The 17778-nt window shown below is 43.4% G+C and carries 20 protein-coding genes, 1 tRNA gene and 2 pseudogenes; 10 read left to right on the top strand and 13 right to left on the bottom strand.

Features of this window, described 5'->3' with window-relative positions; all coding sequences use genetic code 11:
- Nucleotides 1-206: 206 nt before the first annotated feature.
- On the top strand, nt 207-740 hold the full coding sequence (locus JCM11217_RS16125; RefSeq protein ID WP_243679140.1) for a hypothetical protein: 534 nt from the start codon (nt 207-209) through the stop codon (nt 738-740).
- 41 nt (nt 741-781) lie between these two features.
- Nucleotides 782-1150: a hypothetical protein gene (locus JCM11217_RS16120; RefSeq protein WP_243679139.1), complete on the top strand. Its 369-nt coding sequence runs from the start codon at nt 782-784 to the stop codon at nt 1148-1150.
- On the opposite strand, the gene JCM11217_RS10120 is transcribed toward JCM11217_RS16120, so the two are convergent.
- A complete protein-coding gene (locus JCM11217_RS10120) occupies nt 1145-1777 on the bottom strand; it encodes a hypothetical protein (RefSeq protein ID WP_054842848.1) in 633 nt (210 codons plus the stop codon). The genes JCM11217_RS16120 and JCM11217_RS10120 overlap by 6 nt on opposite strands.
- A gap of 55 nt (nt 1778-1832) precedes the next feature.
- Between JCM11217_RS10120 and JCM11217_RS10115 the strand changes: the two genes are divergently transcribed.
- Nucleotides 1833-2474: a flavin reductase family protein gene (locus tag JCM11217_RS10115; protein WP_243679138.1), complete on the top strand. Its 642-nt coding sequence runs from the start codon at nt 1833-1835 to the stop codon at nt 2472-2474.
- A 22-nt stretch (nt 2475-2496) separates the two neighbouring features.
- Complete coding sequence (locus JCM11217_RS10110) at nt 2497-3492, top strand: Gfo/Idh/MocA family oxidoreductase (RefSeq protein ID WP_054842846.1); 996 nt, start codon at nt 2497-2499, stop codon at nt 3490-3492.
- On the opposite strand, the gene JCM11217_RS10105 is transcribed toward JCM11217_RS10110, so the two are convergent.
- The 6 genes and pseudogenes from JCM11217_RS10105 to glpK form a co-directional block, all read right to left on the bottom strand.
- Nucleotides 3466-4305, bottom strand: coding sequence for an alpha/beta hydrolase (locus JCM11217_RS10105; RefSeq protein ID WP_054842845.1), 840 nt, complete (start codon nt 4303-4305; stop codon nt 3466-3468). The two genes, JCM11217_RS10110 and JCM11217_RS10105, sit on opposite strands and share 27 nt — an antisense overlap.
- 50 nt (nt 4306-4355) lie before the next feature.
- Nucleotides 4356-4763, bottom strand: a complete 408-nt coding sequence (locus tag JCM11217_RS10100; protein WP_243679179.1) for an SRPBCC domain-containing protein — start codon at nt 4761-4763, stop codon at nt 4356-4358.
- Nucleotides 4764-4830: 67 nt separating this feature from the next.
- The gene (locus JCM11217_RS16115; protein WP_243679137.1) at nt 4831-5367 is read right to left on the bottom strand and encodes a hypothetical protein; all 537 of its coding nucleotides are present in this window, start codon (nt 5365-5367) and stop codon (nt 4831-4833) included.
- Nucleotides 5324-6055 (bottom strand): FAD-dependent oxidoreductase, encoded by a 732-nt coding sequence (locus tag JCM11217_RS16110; protein ID WP_243679136.1) that lies wholly within the window; start codon nt 6053-6055, stop codon nt 5324-5326. Before JCM11217_RS16110 ends, JCM11217_RS16115 begins: the two co-directional genes overlap by 44 nt.
- 76 nt (nt 6056-6131) lie before the next feature.
- Complete coding sequence (locus JCM11217_RS10090) at nt 6132-6860, bottom strand: glycerophosphodiester phosphodiesterase (RefSeq protein WP_054842844.1); 729 nt, start codon at nt 6858-6860, stop codon at nt 6132-6134.
- Between the two features lie 45 nt (nt 6861-6905).
- Nucleotides 6906-8485: pseudogene (gene glpK, locus JCM11217_RS10085) on the bottom strand (glycerol kinase GlpK).
- A gap of 79 nt (nt 8486-8564) precedes the next feature.
- Between glpK and JCM11217_RS10080 the strand changes: the two are divergent.
- Together JCM11217_RS10080 and JCM11217_RS10075 are read left to right on the top strand one after the other, a co-directional pair.
- Nucleotides 8565-9587: an aminotransferase class I/II-fold pyridoxal phosphate-dependent enzyme gene (locus JCM11217_RS10080; RefSeq protein WP_054842843.1), complete on the top strand. Its 1023-nt coding sequence runs from the start codon at nt 8565-8567 to the stop codon at nt 9585-9587.
- A gap of 171 nt (nt 9588-9758) precedes the next feature.
- A complete protein-coding gene (locus tag JCM11217_RS10075) occupies nt 9759-10022 on the top strand; it encodes a hypothetical protein (protein WP_054842842.1) in 264 nt (87 codons plus the stop codon).
- 179 nt (nt 10023-10201) lie between these two features.
- Here JCM11217_RS10075 and JCM11217_RS10070 read toward each other — a convergent pair.
- The 3 genes from JCM11217_RS10070 to JCM11217_RS10060 form a co-directional block, all read right to left on the bottom strand.
- A tRNA-Leu gene (locus JCM11217_RS10070) sits at nt 10202-10311 on the bottom strand.
- A 391-nt stretch (nt 10312-10702) separates the two neighbouring features.
- Entirely contained in the window at nt 10703-11347 is a 645-nt protein-coding gene (locus JCM11217_RS10065) for an METTL5 family protein (protein WP_054842841.1), read from the bottom strand.
- Between the two features lie 42 nt (nt 11348-11389).
- Nucleotides 11390-12382, bottom strand: a complete 993-nt coding sequence (locus JCM11217_RS10060) for a phosphate uptake regulator PhoU (protein WP_054842840.1) — start codon at nt 12380-12382, stop codon at nt 11390-11392.
- Nucleotides 12383-12550: 168 nt separating this feature from the next.
- Between JCM11217_RS10060 and JCM11217_RS10055 the strand changes: the two are divergent.
- Nucleotides 12551-13025 (top strand): annotated as a pseudogene (locus tag JCM11217_RS10055) (pantetheine-phosphate adenylyltransferase).
- Here the strand turns inward: JCM11217_RS10055 and JCM11217_RS10050 are convergent.
- The 3 genes from JCM11217_RS10050 to JCM11217_RS10040 form a co-directional block, all read right to left on the bottom strand.
- On the bottom strand, nt 13014-14525 hold the full coding sequence (locus JCM11217_RS10050) for a M28 family peptidase (RefSeq protein ID WP_054842839.1): 1512 nt from the start codon (nt 14523-14525) through the stop codon (nt 13014-13016). The pseudogene JCM11217_RS10055 and the gene JCM11217_RS10050 sit on opposite strands and share 12 nt — an antisense overlap.
- Nucleotides 14526-14715: 190 nt before the next feature.
- Nucleotides 14716-14958: a hypothetical protein gene (locus JCM11217_RS10045; RefSeq protein WP_054842838.1), complete on the bottom strand. Its 243-nt coding sequence runs from the start codon at nt 14956-14958 to the stop codon at nt 14716-14718.
- A 28-nt stretch (nt 14959-14986) separates the two neighbouring features.
- On the bottom strand, nt 14987-15394 hold the full coding sequence (locus tag JCM11217_RS10040; protein ID WP_054842837.1) for a hypothetical protein: 408 nt from the start codon (nt 15392-15394) through the stop codon (nt 14987-14989).
- A gap of 173 nt (nt 15395-15567) precedes the next feature.
- Here JCM11217_RS10040 and JCM11217_RS10035 point away from each other — a divergent pair, with 173 nt between their 5' ends.
- The 3 genes from JCM11217_RS10035 to JCM11217_RS10025 all read left to right on the top strand — a co-directional run bounded on the left by JCM11217_RS10035 (nt 15568) and on the right by JCM11217_RS10025 (nt 17775).
- Nucleotides 15568-15885: a hypothetical protein gene (locus JCM11217_RS10035; RefSeq protein ID WP_054842836.1), complete on the top strand. Its 318-nt coding sequence runs from the start codon at nt 15568-15570 to the stop codon at nt 15883-15885.
- Nucleotides 15886-16106: 221 nt separating this feature from the next.
- Nucleotides 16107-17315, top strand: a complete 1209-nt coding sequence (locus JCM11217_RS10030) for a hypothetical protein (protein ID WP_243679135.1) — start codon at nt 16107-16109, stop codon at nt 17313-17315.
- On the top strand, nt 17308-17775 hold the full coding sequence (locus JCM11217_RS10025) for a hypothetical protein (protein WP_243679134.1): 468 nt from the start codon (nt 17308-17310) through the stop codon (nt 17773-17775). Before JCM11217_RS10030 ends, JCM11217_RS10025 begins: the two co-directional genes overlap by 8 nt.
- Nucleotides 17776-17778 lie beyond the last annotated feature (3 nt).

Genomic DNA, 17778 nt, shown 5'->3' with positions numbered 1-17778 from the left:
AGGAGTGGCTCATAGGCGCTAAACTCGCTGTATAGCTTGTCGATGTTCTCCCTGAGGAATTCCTTAATCGTTGTGATGTCCACGTATGCATAATTAATTTATTAACTTAAATAAGTTATACTTGGGTTCAGGGATTTGGGCATTGACGTAGTGATGGCTAAAATCAGTTGATAAGTTTTTAAATTTTAATTTCAATCATTAATTAAATGAATGCGCTTGAGATCCTAGTAAGGATCAAGAGGATAATTGGGGGGGACATGGTTAAGGAAGCCTTCATAGTTAAGGCGATTAAGGAGGGCTCAATAATGTCGCTGAGCACCGAGGACATAATCAACCTATACCCATACAATGCCTATGATTATAGGGTTGATGGTAAGAACATTGATTACATAGTTGCGGAGGATTCCGTAGCCCTACTCGCTGACTTAGCGAAGATAAATAATTGGTCAATTGATAATATTAAATACGCAGAATTCAATGATTGCATATCAATAAGCACAAATGAAGGCGTACTCTCAGTGACGTGTAAGGATAAGTCAATACGTGAGGGTGAGAGGGTGGCTTATCTCGATAAATCATTAATGAGAAAGTACGGTATTGATGTTAGGGTAAGGAGTATTGATAGCGAATCGTTAATGCCCCCCCTCGAGAAAGTGTTTGAAAACCCAACGAACATAGTGGTGGAGAGCCTGATAGCGCTGCCAATATACTTTGTATTAAACCCGACACATTTGGGTTAGACACTCTCGCTGACACGTACATATATCTACTAACTAAGGGCTTGAATAGGGTCCCAACAAACGCTGACGCTGCTGAGTATTTGATAAGCAATAATAAGTTGAGTGATACATACATCAAAGCCTATGTATTGAGGGAGGATCTTAACACCCTCAGTGAGTATTTTGACGTTAAGTTTGATGAGAGGGATAGTATTATTGAGTATTCGATAAATGGCGAGCACGCACTCACAGCATCAACAATCCAAGGCAGTATTAATCCTAACCTCCTTAAAATAACTTGGATTGACCCTGAGATCTTCAAGATAAATGGTATTGGCATAAACCTAATAGACCTGGGTAGCACAAACATACTTGATTGCTCGGAATTACTCATTGAGAGAACTAGGGATGAGTTCCGCGGAATCCTATAGTACTACGTCGTTATCATTAAGCACGTTATTAATTGTCGATTCGCTATTACCCATTTTCCTGAAGTTCCTTAGCACCATGCCCGGCGTTTTCATAGCAGGTCTCACATAGTTAATACCAATTCTCTGGGCAAAGACCCTTAAGTCCTCATCACGATACTCAATAAACACCCTCTGCGCAGAGTGCAGGAACTTTATTAATGGTTCGAGTATCTCCAGGTCATTACCCACAAGTAGTGGTATCGTTAATGTGGTAATTACCGTACCATTAAATTCAAGAACCTTATTAATAAAGCCCTGAGCCATTCTAGGCACTGTGAATACGGCGTCGATGTCGTCAATTAGAAGGACTCTTGCACCTGGGTCATTATGGCAATCAACGAATTTTACAGACCTAAGTCCAAGCTCATTATACGTATTTACGTAGGCCACAGGTATTCTCAACCTCCTCAACCTATTCATTATTGCTAGCAATGCCGTGGTTTTACCACTACCTGACTCACCCATTATGACCAATGCCCTCTCATTACCCATGACCTTACTCACTGCCCAATTAATGACCTCCTTAATCGATGAGCCGACCAGTGAGTCCTCATTGATTCTTCCGCAGTTAATTACGTAATCATACATCAACTATCACTTGGCTCTACGAAATAAAATTATCATATACTTACAATAATTGATAATGTATAGAAAATATGTAAGTAATATTGCTAGAGAACGAGGAACTAGGTTTTTAAGTACCGTGGACTCTCTATGCGTGTCATTCATAGAATACAATGGCGTATTCTACAGGCTTCTACATCCAAGACCAACAATCCTACTGGTTACGTTATGTCCAGGTGATAGGGTGAATATAATGCCCGCCAGCTGGAATTTACCAATATCAGAGGAGCCACCAACGATTGGTGTGGCTGTTTATAGGGAGACATTCACGTATCAATGCCTTAATTACCACCCTGAGGCCACGATTAATGTGCCGAGCATTGAGCATGTCGACTTAATTTATCAACTTGGTTCCGTCTCAGGTAGGGACGTGGATAAGATAAGGGAATTTAAGGTACAGCTAATACCGAGTGATATTGTTAAGGCACCGACCTGGAGGGATGCAATTGCCGTGTATGAGGTGAGGGTTATGAATAGGCTAGATGTTGGTGAAAGTACGCTCTTTGTCTTTGAGGTGTTAAAGGTTAAGGTGAAACCTGGGATTGCCGATGAGTGGAGCATAGACTTCAGCAAGACAAACATACCACTCCATGGGGGGGCTGGCAGGGTATTTCACAGGGTTGATCCGAGGAAAGTGTTTGCCAAGAAATCCCTTAAATAAGATGGCATTAACGTTGTAGCGAATGCCACTTAAAATTGCGGTTGTTGGGTGTAGAGGATTTGGTCAGGTTCACTTAAATGCGCTATCAAAACTTCGTGATAAGTATGGGCTGGAAGTTTACGTGTTTAGTAGGACTGAGGAGTACGCAAGGGACTGTTATAGAAAGTATAGCGCTAATGGCTACTTCACGAGGTATAGTGATGTACTTAGGTCTGACGTGGATATAGTAGACCTTGTGGTTAGCCACGATGCTCACATGCCCATGAGCATAGCGGCTCTCGAGGCTGGTAAACACGTGATGCTTGAGAAGCCAATAGCAAGGACTGTGGAGGAGGCCATGAACGTAATAAACGTTGCCAAGTCAAATGGTAAGAAGTTCATGGTACTTGAGAATCACTACTTTGATCCATCGGTATGGAAGGCCAGGGAGCTAATGAGGCAATTGGGCAGGGTCTCAATGATAATAGTTAGGAAGCTTCAGTATAACTCGCCAGGTGGTTGGAGGAGGATTAGGGAGTTAATGGGTGGTGGTGCGCTTATCGATGGTGGTATTCACTATGTTGATACTTTGTTAAACCTTGGTGGTGATTATACGGAGGTTAAATCGGTATGTGCGCACGGCTTTGCTGGACTTGAGGGTGAGGATATTAGTGCATCAATATTTAGGTTCAGGAGTGGCGCTGTGGGTGTCCTGCTTTATTCCTGGTCGTCACCAGGTGGTGATAGGGCACCGGCCTTTGAGATTTACGGCGAGCACGGCTTCATAACGGAGGACCCAGGTAGTCGAGTTCCTGGTAAGCCGTACGGTGATTTATTAATGAGCATTGACGGTAAGCAGGATGAGGTAGTTATTGAGAAGGTTAATACTGTTGAGAGGGAAATTGAGCTCTTCATTCAATCAGTGCTTAATAATACCGATGTCCCAATGCCACCTGAGATTGCACTACGTGATTTAAAGGCCGTATTAGACGCGTATAAAAGCTGCGGTGAGTTAAGTATGGGCTTTCAACCAGTTTAGCACATCCTTGTAAACAACCTCCCTGTTCAATTCATTTAGTATTTCGTGGTACATACCATCGTAGATCCTCATCACCTTATCATTAATCCTTAATTTACTGAATACCTCCTGGGTGGCCCTTAGTGGTACCACCTTATCCTCGCCACCATGCATCATCATTATGGGTACCGATATGTTATCAACATACTTCCAAACACTCCTCGATGCCTTAACGAGCTCGTATAGTATCCTGACCGTTGGCTTCTTAAAGACGAGTGGGTCATTTACGTACTCCTCCACTACCTTCTTATCGTGAGTAAGGAGCTCAGGATTTATCGGTAAGTTTAATCTATACCTTGGTGATAATGTATTAAGTAGTGATAGCATGAACCAGGAACCTGCGCTAACATTGACTATCGCAGCTGCGCCGCTCGTCACTGCGGCGTGGATTCCCTTACCAATCCTTCCCAGGTAATGAAGCACTATTAAGCCACCCATTGAGTGGCCAAATAGAAATGCCGAGTTGAAGCCCGTCCTCTTAAGCATTAGTTCTATGAATTCCTCAAGGTCATTTAGGAATAGATCGAAGCTATCCACGTAACCAAGATCCCTAGGGCTCGCCGTCAATCCATGACCCCCCCTCAGGTCCTGCATGCATAGAGAGTATCCGTTACTCGATAGGTAATTACCGAAATCACCATACCTACCGCTGTGTTCTGCGAAGCCATGAACCCCCCCAATTACAAGACCCAACGGCTTATCAGCCAACCAACACCTGTAATACGCATTAACGCCCGTACTCAATGAAATCCTATCCTCAACCCTCTGAGTCATGAGTTAAGTTCCTATTATCTACTTTTAAGTTTACGAGATACATAAACTACTTACTTTAATAGGCATTCTATAAATCCGTGAATAGTATCCTCGGAAATCCTCTTAACCAGTGAGTCTATGTTAACAAACCTACTCATCATCTGAAGTAGCCTACCTAGACTTGCCGTGGCGTCCCAGTAAACCTGAGAACCATTACCCAAATCATTAACCTTTATAGTCAACGAGACGCTTATTGCGCTACCCGCGGCCCTGCCATCAACCCTGTACCCAACCTCATTCCCCCCCGATTGATTAATTAATTCAATAATTGCATCTGTGGTTATTCTCCTTAACTCAGCAATGGGGGGGACTTCATTACCCAAATCAACCCTAAACCTGGCCCTAACCCTATCCTTACTAAGCACCTCGTAATTAATGATGTTTGATATGCAGGTTATAGCCCTAGGTAAATCAGTTATGAAGCTAAGGACCTCATTAGGCGACTTACTTATTGTAAATGAGCACTATAATGCAATTCACTTGCCACTAAGACCACCCAATTAATGACCTACTCCTACGGGTGATACCTTGGAGTATTAACGATAGCGATGCGATTAAACCCCTCTCCTCATCAATACTTCCCTTAAACGACTTAATAATCGAGACTATATCCTGGTCCAAATCCTTAATGTTAATATTGAGATCGGCCCCCCCAAATAACGTGTAATCCTTAGTCCTCGATACCCTATTTACACCCAGCATCTTTGAAACCTCATCAGCCAATCTCTCACCGACTAATCTTCCTGTCGTGAACTTACCACCAATGACCGACACCAAGTTCCTTGGCCTCTCATGACTTACTACCATGAAGTCCCTAGTCGCCTCTCTACCCGTGGCCCCCCCTGGCATGCTTATTAACGGCCTAACCGATGCGTAAGCCCTAACAATGGATTCCCTAGCCAGTGCAGGGACCATTTGAGAGCCCTCTGACGTTAGAAACTCAATGTCGTCCTTAGTTATCGTTATATTATCCGGGTCCTCAATGATGACCGCTGTGGTCCCCCATGATCGATACCGAGCCATAGGGCACGAGTATATCACCATCTGATGGTGGTCTCATCCTATTGATAACCCTCCTCGTCAATCTACGCCTATAAACCACCATAACGCCCATCGTAGGCATGACATCAACGCTTATACCAGCCATACCAGCAACACGCCCAGCCCAGGGACCAGCCGCATTAACGAAGACCCTCGCATTAACACGCTTAACATCACCCTTAATATTATCCTTAATCCTCGCATTTGTTATCTCATTACCATTGAGATCGAAGCCCACGACCTCCGCACCCTGAATTATTAATGTACCCTCGATGTACGCCGAAATAGCCGCGCTCATTAGTAATTCCCTTGCATACACGACCTTATCGGGAACCTCAATAACAGCCTTAACTTCAGGGTTCAGGTTAGGCTCCTCCCTAATAGCCTCATTGACATCAACAATTCTATAATCAATGTTAGCCCTCCTTAAGCCACTAATGAATTCCTCCTGGAATTCAAGGTCATCCTTAGTAATAGCCACAAAATAACCGCCGGTATCATCAACCACGTGAGGGGGGGCTATCCTCGCAATGATCTTATTCTCCTCTGCACACTCAACAGCTGCCTTTGGATCCGTAACCACGTACCTAGCACCGCTATGTAGTAGACCATGCATTTTACCCGATGTACCACCGCCAATGACCCCTCTTTCAAGGAGTATTACCTTCAATCCCCTAAGGCTAGGTCCAATGCCGTGAATACTCCATTGACCCCACCGCCAATTACGGCTACGTCAAACTCCATTATCAAATCACCTTACCGGTTTTAACGATCCGTAAAATCCTGTCTGGGTAATTACTAGTAATATCGTCAATACCCATATCAACGAGATGTCTCGCCTCCTCCTCATCATTCACAGTCCAAGCACCAACCCTTAAACCAAGCCTATGAGCCATTTCAATACCTCTCTCATCGATTAAATCGTGAGATGCGTGAAGCCATTGCGCATTCAACTTCCTGGCAATGTCAATGAACCAGGTAATCCTGCCAATAAATATTATGCCAATCTCTATGTCCTTATCAATAGCCCTAACATTACTCAGGGCATCAAAGTCAAAGGAGATTACCTGGGCATCCACGCCATACCTCCTAATCAACTCAACAACCTTTCTCTCAATGCCGGGATAATAATCACTACCACGCTTAATCTCAACCTTATACTTAACCCTCCTACCAAACTCCCTAAACACCTCCTCAAGCGTTGGCACTCTAACGTCACGCCACTTACCACCAAACCTGGCACTGGCATCAAGCTTCTTAATCTCAGCTAGAGTCAGGTCCTTAATAAAACCCCTACCATTTGTCGTCCTATCAACCGTGAAATCATGAATAACCACAACCTCACCATCCCTAGTCATGTGAACATCAAGCTCAACACCATCAACACCCATGTCAATGGCCATCCTAAATGATGGCAACGTATTCTCAGGGGGGGCATAACCCATGGCACCCCTATGTCCATATACGAGGACCATTCTTTAACTAATTATTAAATCATTAAATTAAACTTATTCCCAAAATCACAGCCCATAAGCCCATGGTACTTCCTTAGCCCAACCTAAGGCCCTTTGTACGGCTGCCTTCCAACCCTTATAGAGCCTTTCTCTTGTCTCCGGATCCATTTTGGGCTTAAATACCCTGTCCAATTTCCAATTCTGCTTAATTTCATCGAGACTCCTCCAAAAACCAACCGCTAACCCAGCTAAGTAACCGGCACCTAATGACGTTGTCTCAAATACGATAGGCCTCCAAACCTCAATACCCGTTATATCTGCTTGGAATTGCATTAGGAAATTATCCTTAGCAGCCCCACCATCAACCTTAATCCTGGGAATCCTAATATTGGTATCTGCCATCATGGCTTCTAAAACATCACGTGTGAGATAGGCTATTGATTCAAGTATGGCCCTCGCTATATGCTTTCTTTCAGTACCACGAGTTATACCTATTATGAGACCTCTAGCGTATTGATCCCAGTATGGTGCTCCTAAACCTACGAATGCCGGTACAAAGTATACACCACCAGTGTCAGGCGCCGACGCAGCTAGTGGCTCAATCTCATCAGACACCTCTATAGCTTTCAAACCATCTCTAAACCATTGCACAGCAGCACCCGTTATAAATATGCTTCCCTCAAGTGCATACCTAGCCTTCTTCTCCTCTGTGGCGTAGTAAACAGTTGTTAGAAGATTTGCCTTTGATCTTATCGATGAATCACCGATGTTCATTAATATGAAGTTGCCAGTGCCGTATGTTGACTTAACCTCACCAACATCAAAACCAACTTGGCCAAATAGAGCTGCTTGCTGATCGCCAGCATCGCCACAAACAGGTATGCTTACACCGCCTAATAATTGAGAAACCTCTGGGCCCGTATAACCGTATATCCTCTTATCACTTGATGGCCTTGGTAATGGCAGTATATCCCTAGGTATTTTGCCCTCAATATCGAGCAATTCATCATCCCAATCAAGCTTATGTATATTAAAGATCATAGTTCTAGACGCATTACTATAATCTGTAACGTGAGCACCACCCCTCTCCGGCGTTAATACATCCTTATTGCCCCTGGTCAGGTTCCAAATTATCCAAGTATCTATCGTACCAAAGATAACCTCACCCCCCCTTCTAGCCTTATCCCTAAGCCCAGGTACATTATCAAGTAACCACCAAATCTTAGTCCCCGAGAAATAAGCATCAGGAATAAGACCCGTCTTCTCCTGAATAGTACTTAAGTAATTTTGTTTGAGGTAATCAACCATTGGCGAAGTCTCCTATCCTGCCAAACAATGGCATTGTAAACAGGCTGGCCATTTCTCGGATCCCAAATAACCGTGGTCTCACGCTGATTGGTGACCCCCCCAATTGCCGCTATTTCCCTGGGGTCAATCCTCGTGAATTCGAGGACCTCCTTAATCACGAGCTTCGTCTTCTCCCAAATCTCCAGTGGGTTATGCTCAACCCATGCTGGTTTAGGGTAAATCTGCGTGTGCTCATGATATGAATAGCCTATTATTGAGCCATCTCGTGAGATCAACGCCGCCCTCGTGCCGGTAGTTCCCTGATCGATGACTAGGATAAACCTCTTTTCATATGCCATTGTTTAATCATTAATGCCATGGTATTTTAGGGATTACCTACGTAGTACTTATTAATAAGGAAGTGTCGCCCTCCTACTCGTGGAGATTGGCCACTTCATGTGGTTAAGAACTCATAGGGCTAGGTATGATGTATCAAGTAGTGGTGTTAAGCCAATACGGCTAGATGACGTGGTAAAGCTTGGTGAGGCCGGTGATTTCATTGAGGATTTAATGAATGTTTACGGTGTTGATAGGAAGAACCTGGCGATCACGCATGGTACGCAGGAGGGCAACTTCGCGGCTTTAGCGGCGTTAAGGGATTTAGGGCTTATTGAACGTGTAATTACCGTAGTGCCTGAGTACGAACCAATAAGGGTGTTACCAAGATTTCTGCGACTAAGCCAGGTTGAGTTAAGCATAAATGAATCACTATCCGAGTTAATTAACCACATCGAGAAAGGCTCCGCACTCTTCTTCTCAAATCCGAATAACCCACTTGGCATCTTCCTTAGCAAGAAATTACTTTGGGAATTAAGCGATGAGTTAAGGAGGAAGGGCGCCTATGCGGTTGTTGATTCGATATTCCTGGAATTCGTGGAAAGTAACCTCAGGGATTTACCCACGGAGAACGTGATCTTCACCTTCAGCACGTCGAAGTTCTACACAATGAGTGAGCTTAAGGTTGGCTGGGTAATCGGTGATGATAGGGTGATAAGGGAGGTTAATGGGATAATTGACTTGGTTAGTCCACTCGTTATCGACCTAAACCTGAGGTATGCGTCAATACTCATACGAAATAGGAACTGGGTTAGGGAGAGGAATCTGAGCATTATAATGCCGAATGTTGATACCATGAGGAGGATTATTGGCGATATTCGGGATTACGTAGACATTAGTTACGTAGAGCACATGCCGATATTATACATGAGAATCAGGTGTGGAGAGGTTACGGGAATGTCCATCGCAAACGAACTACTGAGTAGGAATGTCCTAACAGTACCTGGATACTACTTCGGTAGAGATGATGGTATTAGGGTTGGTTTAGGATCTGTAGGTAGTGAGGACTTTGAGGAAGCCATGAAGATAATAGTAAATGTAACTCATGAGAAATGCCGAAGATAATCGTGCTGAGGGACTCCATGACCCGACGGATACCGACTCACGGGCCCGCGGTTTCGCGGGTCTTATCGGCGCGGGGGGGAACTATTATTCTGAAAAGCATAATGGTAAATAAGCCTTACTAGGTAACCACAGGCTTACTGCCATGATACGTTGGTTATTTAAGTAGGTGCGGTGAGCAATTTAAATAGGGCTATGAACTCCAGAATAATTACTGTATTAATTATCGTATCATTACTAGTGATAATTATGATAATGATTCAGCAATTGATTGCCATAAGCCATAATAAAAACTACGAGATAGATAACGCCAGTAATACCATGAATGTGAGGATTGTGGGGAATTATAATGGTAATGATATTAATTATACCATGATTATGATTGAAAAGGACGAAATAGCTAAGAATAGGCATGTAATCAGGCTATGCAATGGTTAATTCAGCGACGGGATTGTTCATTAGGGCTCAGTTTCTCAAAAAGAGACTAATCCTTAAATGATCACTGTAAAGGTGGAGCCCATCGGTAATAAGTAAACCTTCACTAGCGTCATTCAAATCCAAAATACCAAACTAACCTACTTAAGAAATACTCCATTTAAAACGTAATGCACGTGGTGCGGGGGGGGTGGGATTTGAACCCACGCAGGCCTTCGCCAACGGGATTCTCACGTGCAGTACGCACGTCCTGAACCCGTCCCCCCCTTTGACCTGGCTCGGGCACCCCCCCCGCAGGAATAGCATATCTTATTGATTTTTAAGCTTTTATTTGTTGATGATTTATCTATTCTACATAGCACCTGGTTTATTTGATGCTTTCTATTCGAGCTTCAAGAGCAATTTATTAGTTAAATAATAAAATGAATATTGATAATACATGGCTAGAGTTTCAGAGTTAATTGAGATATATTGGGGTAAGTGTAGGCGAGGTAAGAAGTGTTTGCTGAGAGAACGTGTAACTGATGAGAATATTAGAATGAAGTTGTTGGAATATTGAATGAAGTACTTAGACGATTGATTAACCAAGAATTTGGGATACCTGGTGGATTTAAACAATTACTAAAATTATCATTGCTAAGATGAAATAAAGTAAGCTATCTATGATGAAATTAACTTTTTGGTCATTTTCCTGGGCATTCTATTCGTGCGAGGAATGCCTCGGTTTTATAGATTCTTCTTCTGTGGTGTTTGTATGTCAGTGGTATTGTTATTGTTACCTTGTCTAGCAGGTTCATTATGCATCCCCAGGAGTTGACCTTGCTGCTTACGTAGTCTAGGGTGCTTAGTTTATGTATTGTATATACTACGTTGCTATGGCTTATTGCTGTGGCTAGGAACTTAATGTCGAGACCCCTCTCTGACTGTATTCCGAAGGGTGGGTTTTGAAAGGTTACGTTGAACCTGCCCGTGACGCTTATATTCCTAGCATCACTCACGATAAAATCAACATTATCTAATTTGTACATGGCTGCCGATTCCACGGCTATACTTAGGGCCTCAGGATCTATATCAATGCATATTACCTGCCTGGCGCCCATTAGTGCCGCGGCTATCGCAAATCTACCGGTGCCACAACCAAGATCGAGCACTCGGGCGCCCGTTAAGTAATTCCTCATGTAAGCATCCCACACAGCCACAGCAACTATGTTTGCATCGGTTATGTACTGCTCAAGGTGTATCTTCGGTGATTTATAACCCGGTATACCCTGGATGAGTAGTTCAAGATCTCGAAGCCTACGTATATCAGCACCTCTGACCATCCTCATTAATCAGCTACCGACGTGCTCATCATAAAAGCCCTATAAGTCTCACTCCTCACTATTTAACTCCTCACCCGTAATGATCCTCGTAGGCTTCGCAATACTCCTAACATGCCTACTAAAGGCTGCCTCAGCTATGTCTGCCGCCAATGCAACTATTAACTGACCCTCATGTATCGAGGCCGTTAATAAACCACTTAGCCCTGTGCACCCCCCCATGTTGGCTAGTTCAAGCATGTTATTGAGCATTCGCTCCCTATCAAGTAATACCTTCAATGCGTTGTTAATGTTATTGTCTAAGTACGAGTACACAGCCCTCATTATGTAAGTCCACACATCCTTAAGCTTCTCACTAATCTCACGCCTACATTGAGTTGCTTGTACCCTCATGAAGGCGTTGGATAGCCTATCCAAGGCGTCGGCCGCATGTTCCAGGTTCTTAACAACTATCGTGTCATCAATGGCTCTCTTCGGGTCCCTGAAGGATAGCTTCTTTATTGTCCTTAATGCGAGGAAGTACAGCTTATCCATTTGATCATCGAGTTCAAGAACCTCCCTTAGCAAATCCTCCTTATTTGATTCCAGGTAATCAATGAACTTACTAAACATGGAGTTCAGGATATTAGCCATGCTATTAATCACCTCGTTAAGATCAACGTTAGTCTCGCTAGTCGCTACCTTAATTAATACGCTACCATCACCCTCAAGCATGAGCGAGCCAGGAAGCTTCTTCTCCACGCTTGAGAATGCCTTCCTAATAACGTCTTTCTGCCCAATAACCTCAACATTGTCATAACCCTCTATATAGCTGGCAATGATTACCCTAGTCGTCTCATCAATCGAGCCGCCAAGCGATATGCTGACCTCATTAGTTTCACCACCGACCTGCGTGATTGGCTTAACAACGATTACCTTACCCACAAGGCTTATCTCAACAACGTCACCAACACCAACGCTAAGTACATCAAGCCACCGCTTAGGTAGTGTGATTCCAATACTCTTCTCACCAATCCTAATAACCCTCCTGTAGATTGATGACACGCATATAGGGTATAACTGGGTATAAAAATCTAAGTCTCAAGTATTATTTTTCTACCCCCATATATATCGATTGCCATTAAATATATAGCCAATGAATTAAGCAAGTAATAGCCAAGTGGGAAAACGCTGGTTCAAGGTTTATTAAGCACTGACGCATTTATACTGAGAATGCGAGGGCTTAGATTTAGAAAGGTTGCTGTTGGAGGCACATTCGATACATTGCACGCGGGGGGGCACACGGCGTTACTATTTACGGCGCTTAATTATGGACTTAAGGTGCTAGTAGGCGTAACTAGCGATGAGTTTGCCCAAGCCTATAAGGCGTATAAGGTAAAGCGTTAAAGATTAGGTTCCTTAACCTAAAGAGCTTGATTAAGGAGTTGGGTGGTAATGACCGCGATGTGATAATCGACGTTATTAATGACCCCCCCTACGGACCAACAATCGTTGACCCGACAATTGACGCCATAGTAGTTAGTTTAGAGACCTTGCGAGGGCTATCGAGATAAATAATCTTAGGAGGGAGAGGGGGCTACGTCCACTTTATATTATTGCCGTGCCAATAATTAAGGATGGATTTGGCAATAAGATATCGAGTACGTTAATAAGGGATAGAACAGGCACTAAGGAATTAAACAACTAGGTTTATGCTCATATCCTCAGTAAGTGATTCAATCACTTGCGATATATACTGACTTAATTGCCTCACGTTCCTTATGGTGCTCGTGTCCATGATCACCCTGCCAGTGCCCATCTCCTCAACCCTGAGTGGTACCTGGCTTATATCATTAATATTTATGAACCTCCTCACGTAGGACAGTATTGAGTTTGTATATATCGTCTTAACTGACCCATCACGCCTATACTCAACCAAGTACTTCGACAATAAGTACTTAACAAGTCTATATGTTTCCCAGTCCTCCCTGAGCTCTATACCGAGACCCACACTAATTATGTCCCTATTTAACACTGATATATATGGCGATGGTGTTAAATCACTCGTTAGTAAGTAATTAAGTAATTGATTTGTAACCTTAAGGGCGGAGTCAATATCCTGCTGATTAGCCCTGTCCTCTACGTCCTTATCCGTGTGGTATACGTCCCAGTAATAATCAAGACTTGATAATGTCATTGACGGTATACCATTCATTTCAAAATTAAGGGAGTCAAAATAAGGTTTAGGTAATTCCCACTGTGCGCTAATCAGTTGGCTTAATTGCATAGATAAGTCCTCACTGGTGTGTATTACGTATTGCCTACCAACTACGTCTAAATTGAGCACGGCATAAACACTATTAAGCAGGTTTCTCCTTTCGAGATACTCAACATACCTTGTTGATCCATAGGCCCAATAGAGACTGGCGAATCCTGGATTACCAGCCTCCTCGGCGGTAAATGAAATGAAGGTTAGGCCCCTCTTCATAGACGATCTCTCCTTAACTGTATTGAGCAGAATGGAGGCTCCTAAACCAACGCCTAGGCAATTGTCTGCATACCCGGTTAACCAATGATCGTGGTGCACGGCTAATATTACCGATTCCTCCTTATTACCCTCAAGATTTGCAATGAGATTGTAACCAGTTCCCAATTTAGTCTCCACATCACTCACGAACTCCACCTCCTCACCAACATGCTTGCTCAGCTCATCACCGACCTCCTTAGATACCGTGAGTGCCGGCATCACAGGCGGTGGCGCCCTATCCCAGGAATAGTCGGGCGTTGCCGTCACTACAATCCTCCTAACAACGCCAGGGTACTTATCCCTAAAGATAACTGCCAGGGCGCCCTTTTCCATCGCCTTTATGTATATGTACTTCGCATCATCCATGTCCTCGGGAAAATCCGTAAGCAGTACCTTACCCTCCGAGTCATTTATGTCCATGGTGAGCTTACCCCTATCGGAACCACCCAACGTCAGTGGCATGCTTAACGCCTTAAACTCGTTATTACCGTGCACCACCCTCGAAAACCTATCCCTCCAGATAAGGACGCTGACAGGCTGCAATTCATATGAGAATAATGGATTATCTATTTGGTTTAGCAGCCATTCTATGAAGTCATACTCAGCAACGGATCCACTAGCCAGGTCAATGTATGAAGAGCACTTCTTAGCAATGCTAAGTGCCGTTGTTAATTCAGGCACGGCTAATTAAATGTGAAGATAAATATAAGTATAGCGTAATGAATAAAGGTACGTATGAACCACTTAAGGAGAATTGCGGCACTTTATAAACGTGCAATGACCACAGTATTATTGATAGTGTTAATTACCATAATAATCATTAAAGGTCATAATTTCAGAATAGGCGAGATATACAGGAAATCCGTGAAGTTCATTGAGACTGCTGCGAAAGATAGGAAATTATCTCATTAAGAAGACTCGATACATACTCATAATCCCTCCTACGCCTGGCCTTGGCAAACCTCGATTTTAGGGCAGGGTACTCCTTAAGGACTTCCCTAGCTATTATCCTAAGTAACGTCATACCCTCGCTGTTTAATACTCCATCTGAGTAGTAGGTTGAGTACGGGTTTAATAGTTCCTCAATGTATTTAATTAAGGCCTTATTAACCATTTAAGTAAAGCCTACACTTAGGCATTATTTATGGTTTCCACGTGATGGCCAGTATTGAGCCTATGAGGAGTAGTATGAAGCCTATGAAGAAGCCATTCGCCACGAATAAGCCAATTATCGCCAGTATTAAAAGCACAATGCCAGTACTATGCACGGCATTCACGTCACTCAACCTACTAAGTCTCAGGGAGAAGTACATAGCTAGTACGCTCACTACGAGACCCACTATTCCTATGACTACGAAGAAAATAGGCGCCAACGGTATTATGGACATCATTGGGTAATAACCAAACCTATGAAACGCATAGAAGTGGGGGGGCATCGCCATTAACATCCCCGCAAATATTAGAACCGCTATCGAGCTTATCACCATTAATATACTACCTATTAACGAGAGTATGTAAGCAGTACGCGGCGTTACGGATTGCTGACCCATATTAGTGAGAGAATGCACATTATGCTTTAAAAATTATTCTCACAGCATTATGTGAGCTAAGCATTGTGAATAGTCGTGGCATTATGCTCATCAGTGATTATCAATAATTTACAAAAATTATAAATATGATGGCGTAATGTTTATTAATTAGTCAAAATAACTTTATAATTATAATGATGAGAAGTAATATTCCTGATCTTAAGAAAGATGCGATAAAGGCCATGGCTGCGCTGACATTAATAGCAATAGCAATGATGCCAGTGATGCCGCATATAATAGGGATAGAATTATATTTAGAGAGCCAGCAAACCGGAAACCCAGCCTGGGCAAGTGCAGGTGCAGGTTATGTTGGGGGGGGAGGCGCCGGGTTTGCTGGAGTAGGAGCCACTTTACTTTATATCGCTATTGATGAGACATTGCCATTATGGGCAGCTGTAGCTCTTGGTACGGGTGGAGCAGCTCTCATCGGCCTTGGTATATATCTCGCATAGTTCTTATTTGATGTGTGACTATGTATAGGTATAAAATATTAAAAATAAACCTAAATACTTATAAGAAATATCGTACACTTTATGTACCCTTGTCTATCATGGCGCGATCGTTGGGGGTTGAGATTTCATGGGCATCAGCATTATTTAGTATTTCTTCCTCAATCTTAATTAAATGGGGACTTAATTTATATACTTCATTCATGGCTTATTTTATTAATGTAATGTCTATCTTACTCATATTCATAGTATTTGATCTTTTCCGCCTACTGCCATGCCGTGTCTTGCCTGGTCCCTGTAAAGATGCCGTGTATATCGTGAGTGGCGCCACTAATTTAGGCGAGGCCGTTGGTGGTATGGTGCTTAGGATTCCCAATGTGATATTTGTATCGGAGGATATAGCCGGCGACCCCCCCATAGATTATAGGGCTGTTCTGATGCATGAAGAGCATCATATAAGGTGGTCGTTAATTAGGACTATGGTTATTACGATGACCGCCGCGGTACTCGTAATGCCCTTTGATTATTTAATTGCATTATTGACGCTTTACCATCATATCAATGTAATAGAGAGTTACTCACTTACGTTTTTACTTTATGGCAGCTTTATTATGTTCTTTTCAATAACCATTTTAGTGTATCCCATGCTTGATGAGGCGCTTGCGGATCTCACCGCTTACTACAGCGTTGGTCGTGCCCCCCCATCGGTATTGTTAAGGAGGAAAAGCGTCATGAACGTGAGTGAATTTACTAAGAGGTTTAGGGAGTTTATGTGGCGTGTGAGGGCTCGTTATGGCAAATTAGCCATGGTGCCGCTTATCCTGATTTATCCATTTACGTACCTAGACCTCTCATTAATAAGCTTTGTTCACCCCGACTTTAGGAGGTTTATTATTTCCCGCAATCCATTCTCCCTATTACCGCCGTGGGCATTGGCACTGCCTGCGTCAGCCATATCGAGTGCAGTCTCCTTATCATTGGCTGTCCAGGTCCTTGGTCCTAAGTTCATCTCCCTACTCCCCCCCTACTCGTCGAATCCTCCTTACTCAGCCACGGTTGTTTACTTCCTTACCTTCGTCGCCTCATTCGGCACTCTAATGCTCTTCGCTGTTATTGGTAAGCCCATTGTTAAAGCCCTAACTAAGCCCATTAATGATTATGGTGTCTACTCAATGACTGCCTGGTCTATCGCCTTCTACGTCATGACTTACTCAATAGCCCTTGGACTACTTAGGCTATTCCTCGACAACCATTACCCACTGTTGACCCTAGCAGCGCCTACACCAATAGCCTTCGCGACCCTAACCCTCTTCTTAACGCTATTCCTAAGGTCCGTGAGACAATCCCTACTCGTCTCAGTGGCCACCTACATAACCCTCGTAATAGTGTCTCTGGTTGTCCTTGGGATGTTCTTGGTGTTTTACCATGTTTAAGAACATAGTTACTTTCTTCGTATTAGGCGTAATGACGGGCTTACTGCTTGGAGGTCTTGTCTTTAAGGCCTTTGATGTTGTTAGGGTATCAGCGGTATTGCTTAGCATAAGCTTTGAGGTTAGGCTATTCCTGTGGGTGTTGGTGACCAATTCCGCGGCGTTTGCGGCACTTTACTTAATAAGCCAGTACTCTAGGGGGGGTTATGTCACTATTTTTATATATGTATACGGAGTCTTGGCTGGATTATTAACCACACCCTACGGGATTGCCGGCCTTGTCTCAATGATTCCACATGGTACCCTGGAATTGTACGCGATGGGTAGGGTAGTTAGAATGACTTCCGAAACCATCACTGTTAGGTGCGTAGTAATCACGGCAATGGTTATTGCGGTTGCGGCGTTTATTGAGGCTTTCGTTGACGTGAGGATCATGTACGTACTATCCCTATTAACTGTGTAATTT

The organism is Vulcanisaeta distributa JCM 11217, from assembly GCF_001316005.1.
In the GTDB taxonomy this organism is placed as follows: Archaea; Thermoproteota; Thermoprotei; order Thermoproteales; family Thermocladiaceae; genus Vulcanisaeta; species Vulcanisaeta distributa_B.
This window is presented reverse-complemented; position numbering and strand designations above follow the sequence as displayed.

Bases quoted from the DNA above. Each gene is read 5' to 3' on its own strand.
- JCM11217_RS10110 (WP_054842846.1), top strand. From the start codon at position 2,497: ATGCCACTTAAAATTGCGGTTGTTGGGTGTAGAGGATTTGGTCAGGTT.
- JCM11217_RS10065 (WP_054842841.1), bottom strand. From the start codon at position 11,347: ATGAGGATGGTCAGAGGTGCTGATATACGTAGGCTTCGAGATCTTGAA.
- JCM11217_RS16125 (WP_243679140.1), top strand. From the start codon at position 207: ATGAATGCGCTTGAGATCCTAGTAAGGATCAAGAGGATAATTGGGGGG.
- JCM11217_RS10090 (WP_054842844.1), bottom strand. From the start codon at position 6,860: ATGGTCCTCGTATATGGACATAGGGGTGCCATGGGTTATGCCCCCCCT.
- JCM11217_RS10040 (WP_054842837.1), bottom strand. From the start codon at position 15,394: ATGGGTCAGCAATCCGTAACGCCGCGTACTGCTTACATACTCTCGTTA.
- JCM11217_RS10045 (WP_054842838.1), bottom strand. From the start codon at position 14,958: ATGGTTAATAAGGCCTTAATTAAATACATTGAGGAACTATTAAACCCG.
- JCM11217_RS10115 (WP_243679138.1), top strand. From the start codon at position 1,833: ATGTATAGAAAATATGTAAGTAATATTGCTAGAGAACGAGGAACTAGG.
- JCM11217_RS10030 (WP_243679135.1), top strand. From the start codon at position 16,107: ATGTCTATCTTACTCATATTCATAGTATTTGATCTTTTCCGCCTACTG.
- JCM11217_RS10120 (WP_054842848.1), bottom strand. From the start codon at position 1,777: ATGTATGATTACGTAATTAACTGCGGAAGAATCAATGAGGACTCACTG.
- JCM11217_RS10035 (WP_054842836.1), top strand. From the start codon at position 15,568: ATGATGAGAAGTAATATTCCTGATCTTAAGAAAGATGCGATAAAGGCC.
- JCM11217_RS10025 (WP_243679134.1), top strand. From the start codon at position 17,308: ATGTTTAAGAACATAGTTACTTTCTTCGTATTAGGCGTAATGACGGGC.
- JCM11217_RS16115 (WP_243679137.1), bottom strand. From the start codon at position 5,367: ATGGCTCGGTATCGATCATGGGGGACCACAGCGGTCATCATTGAGGAC.
- JCM11217_RS10105 (WP_054842845.1), bottom strand. From the start codon at position 4,305: ATGACTCAGAGGGTTGAGGATAGGATTTCATTGAGTACGGGCGTTAAT.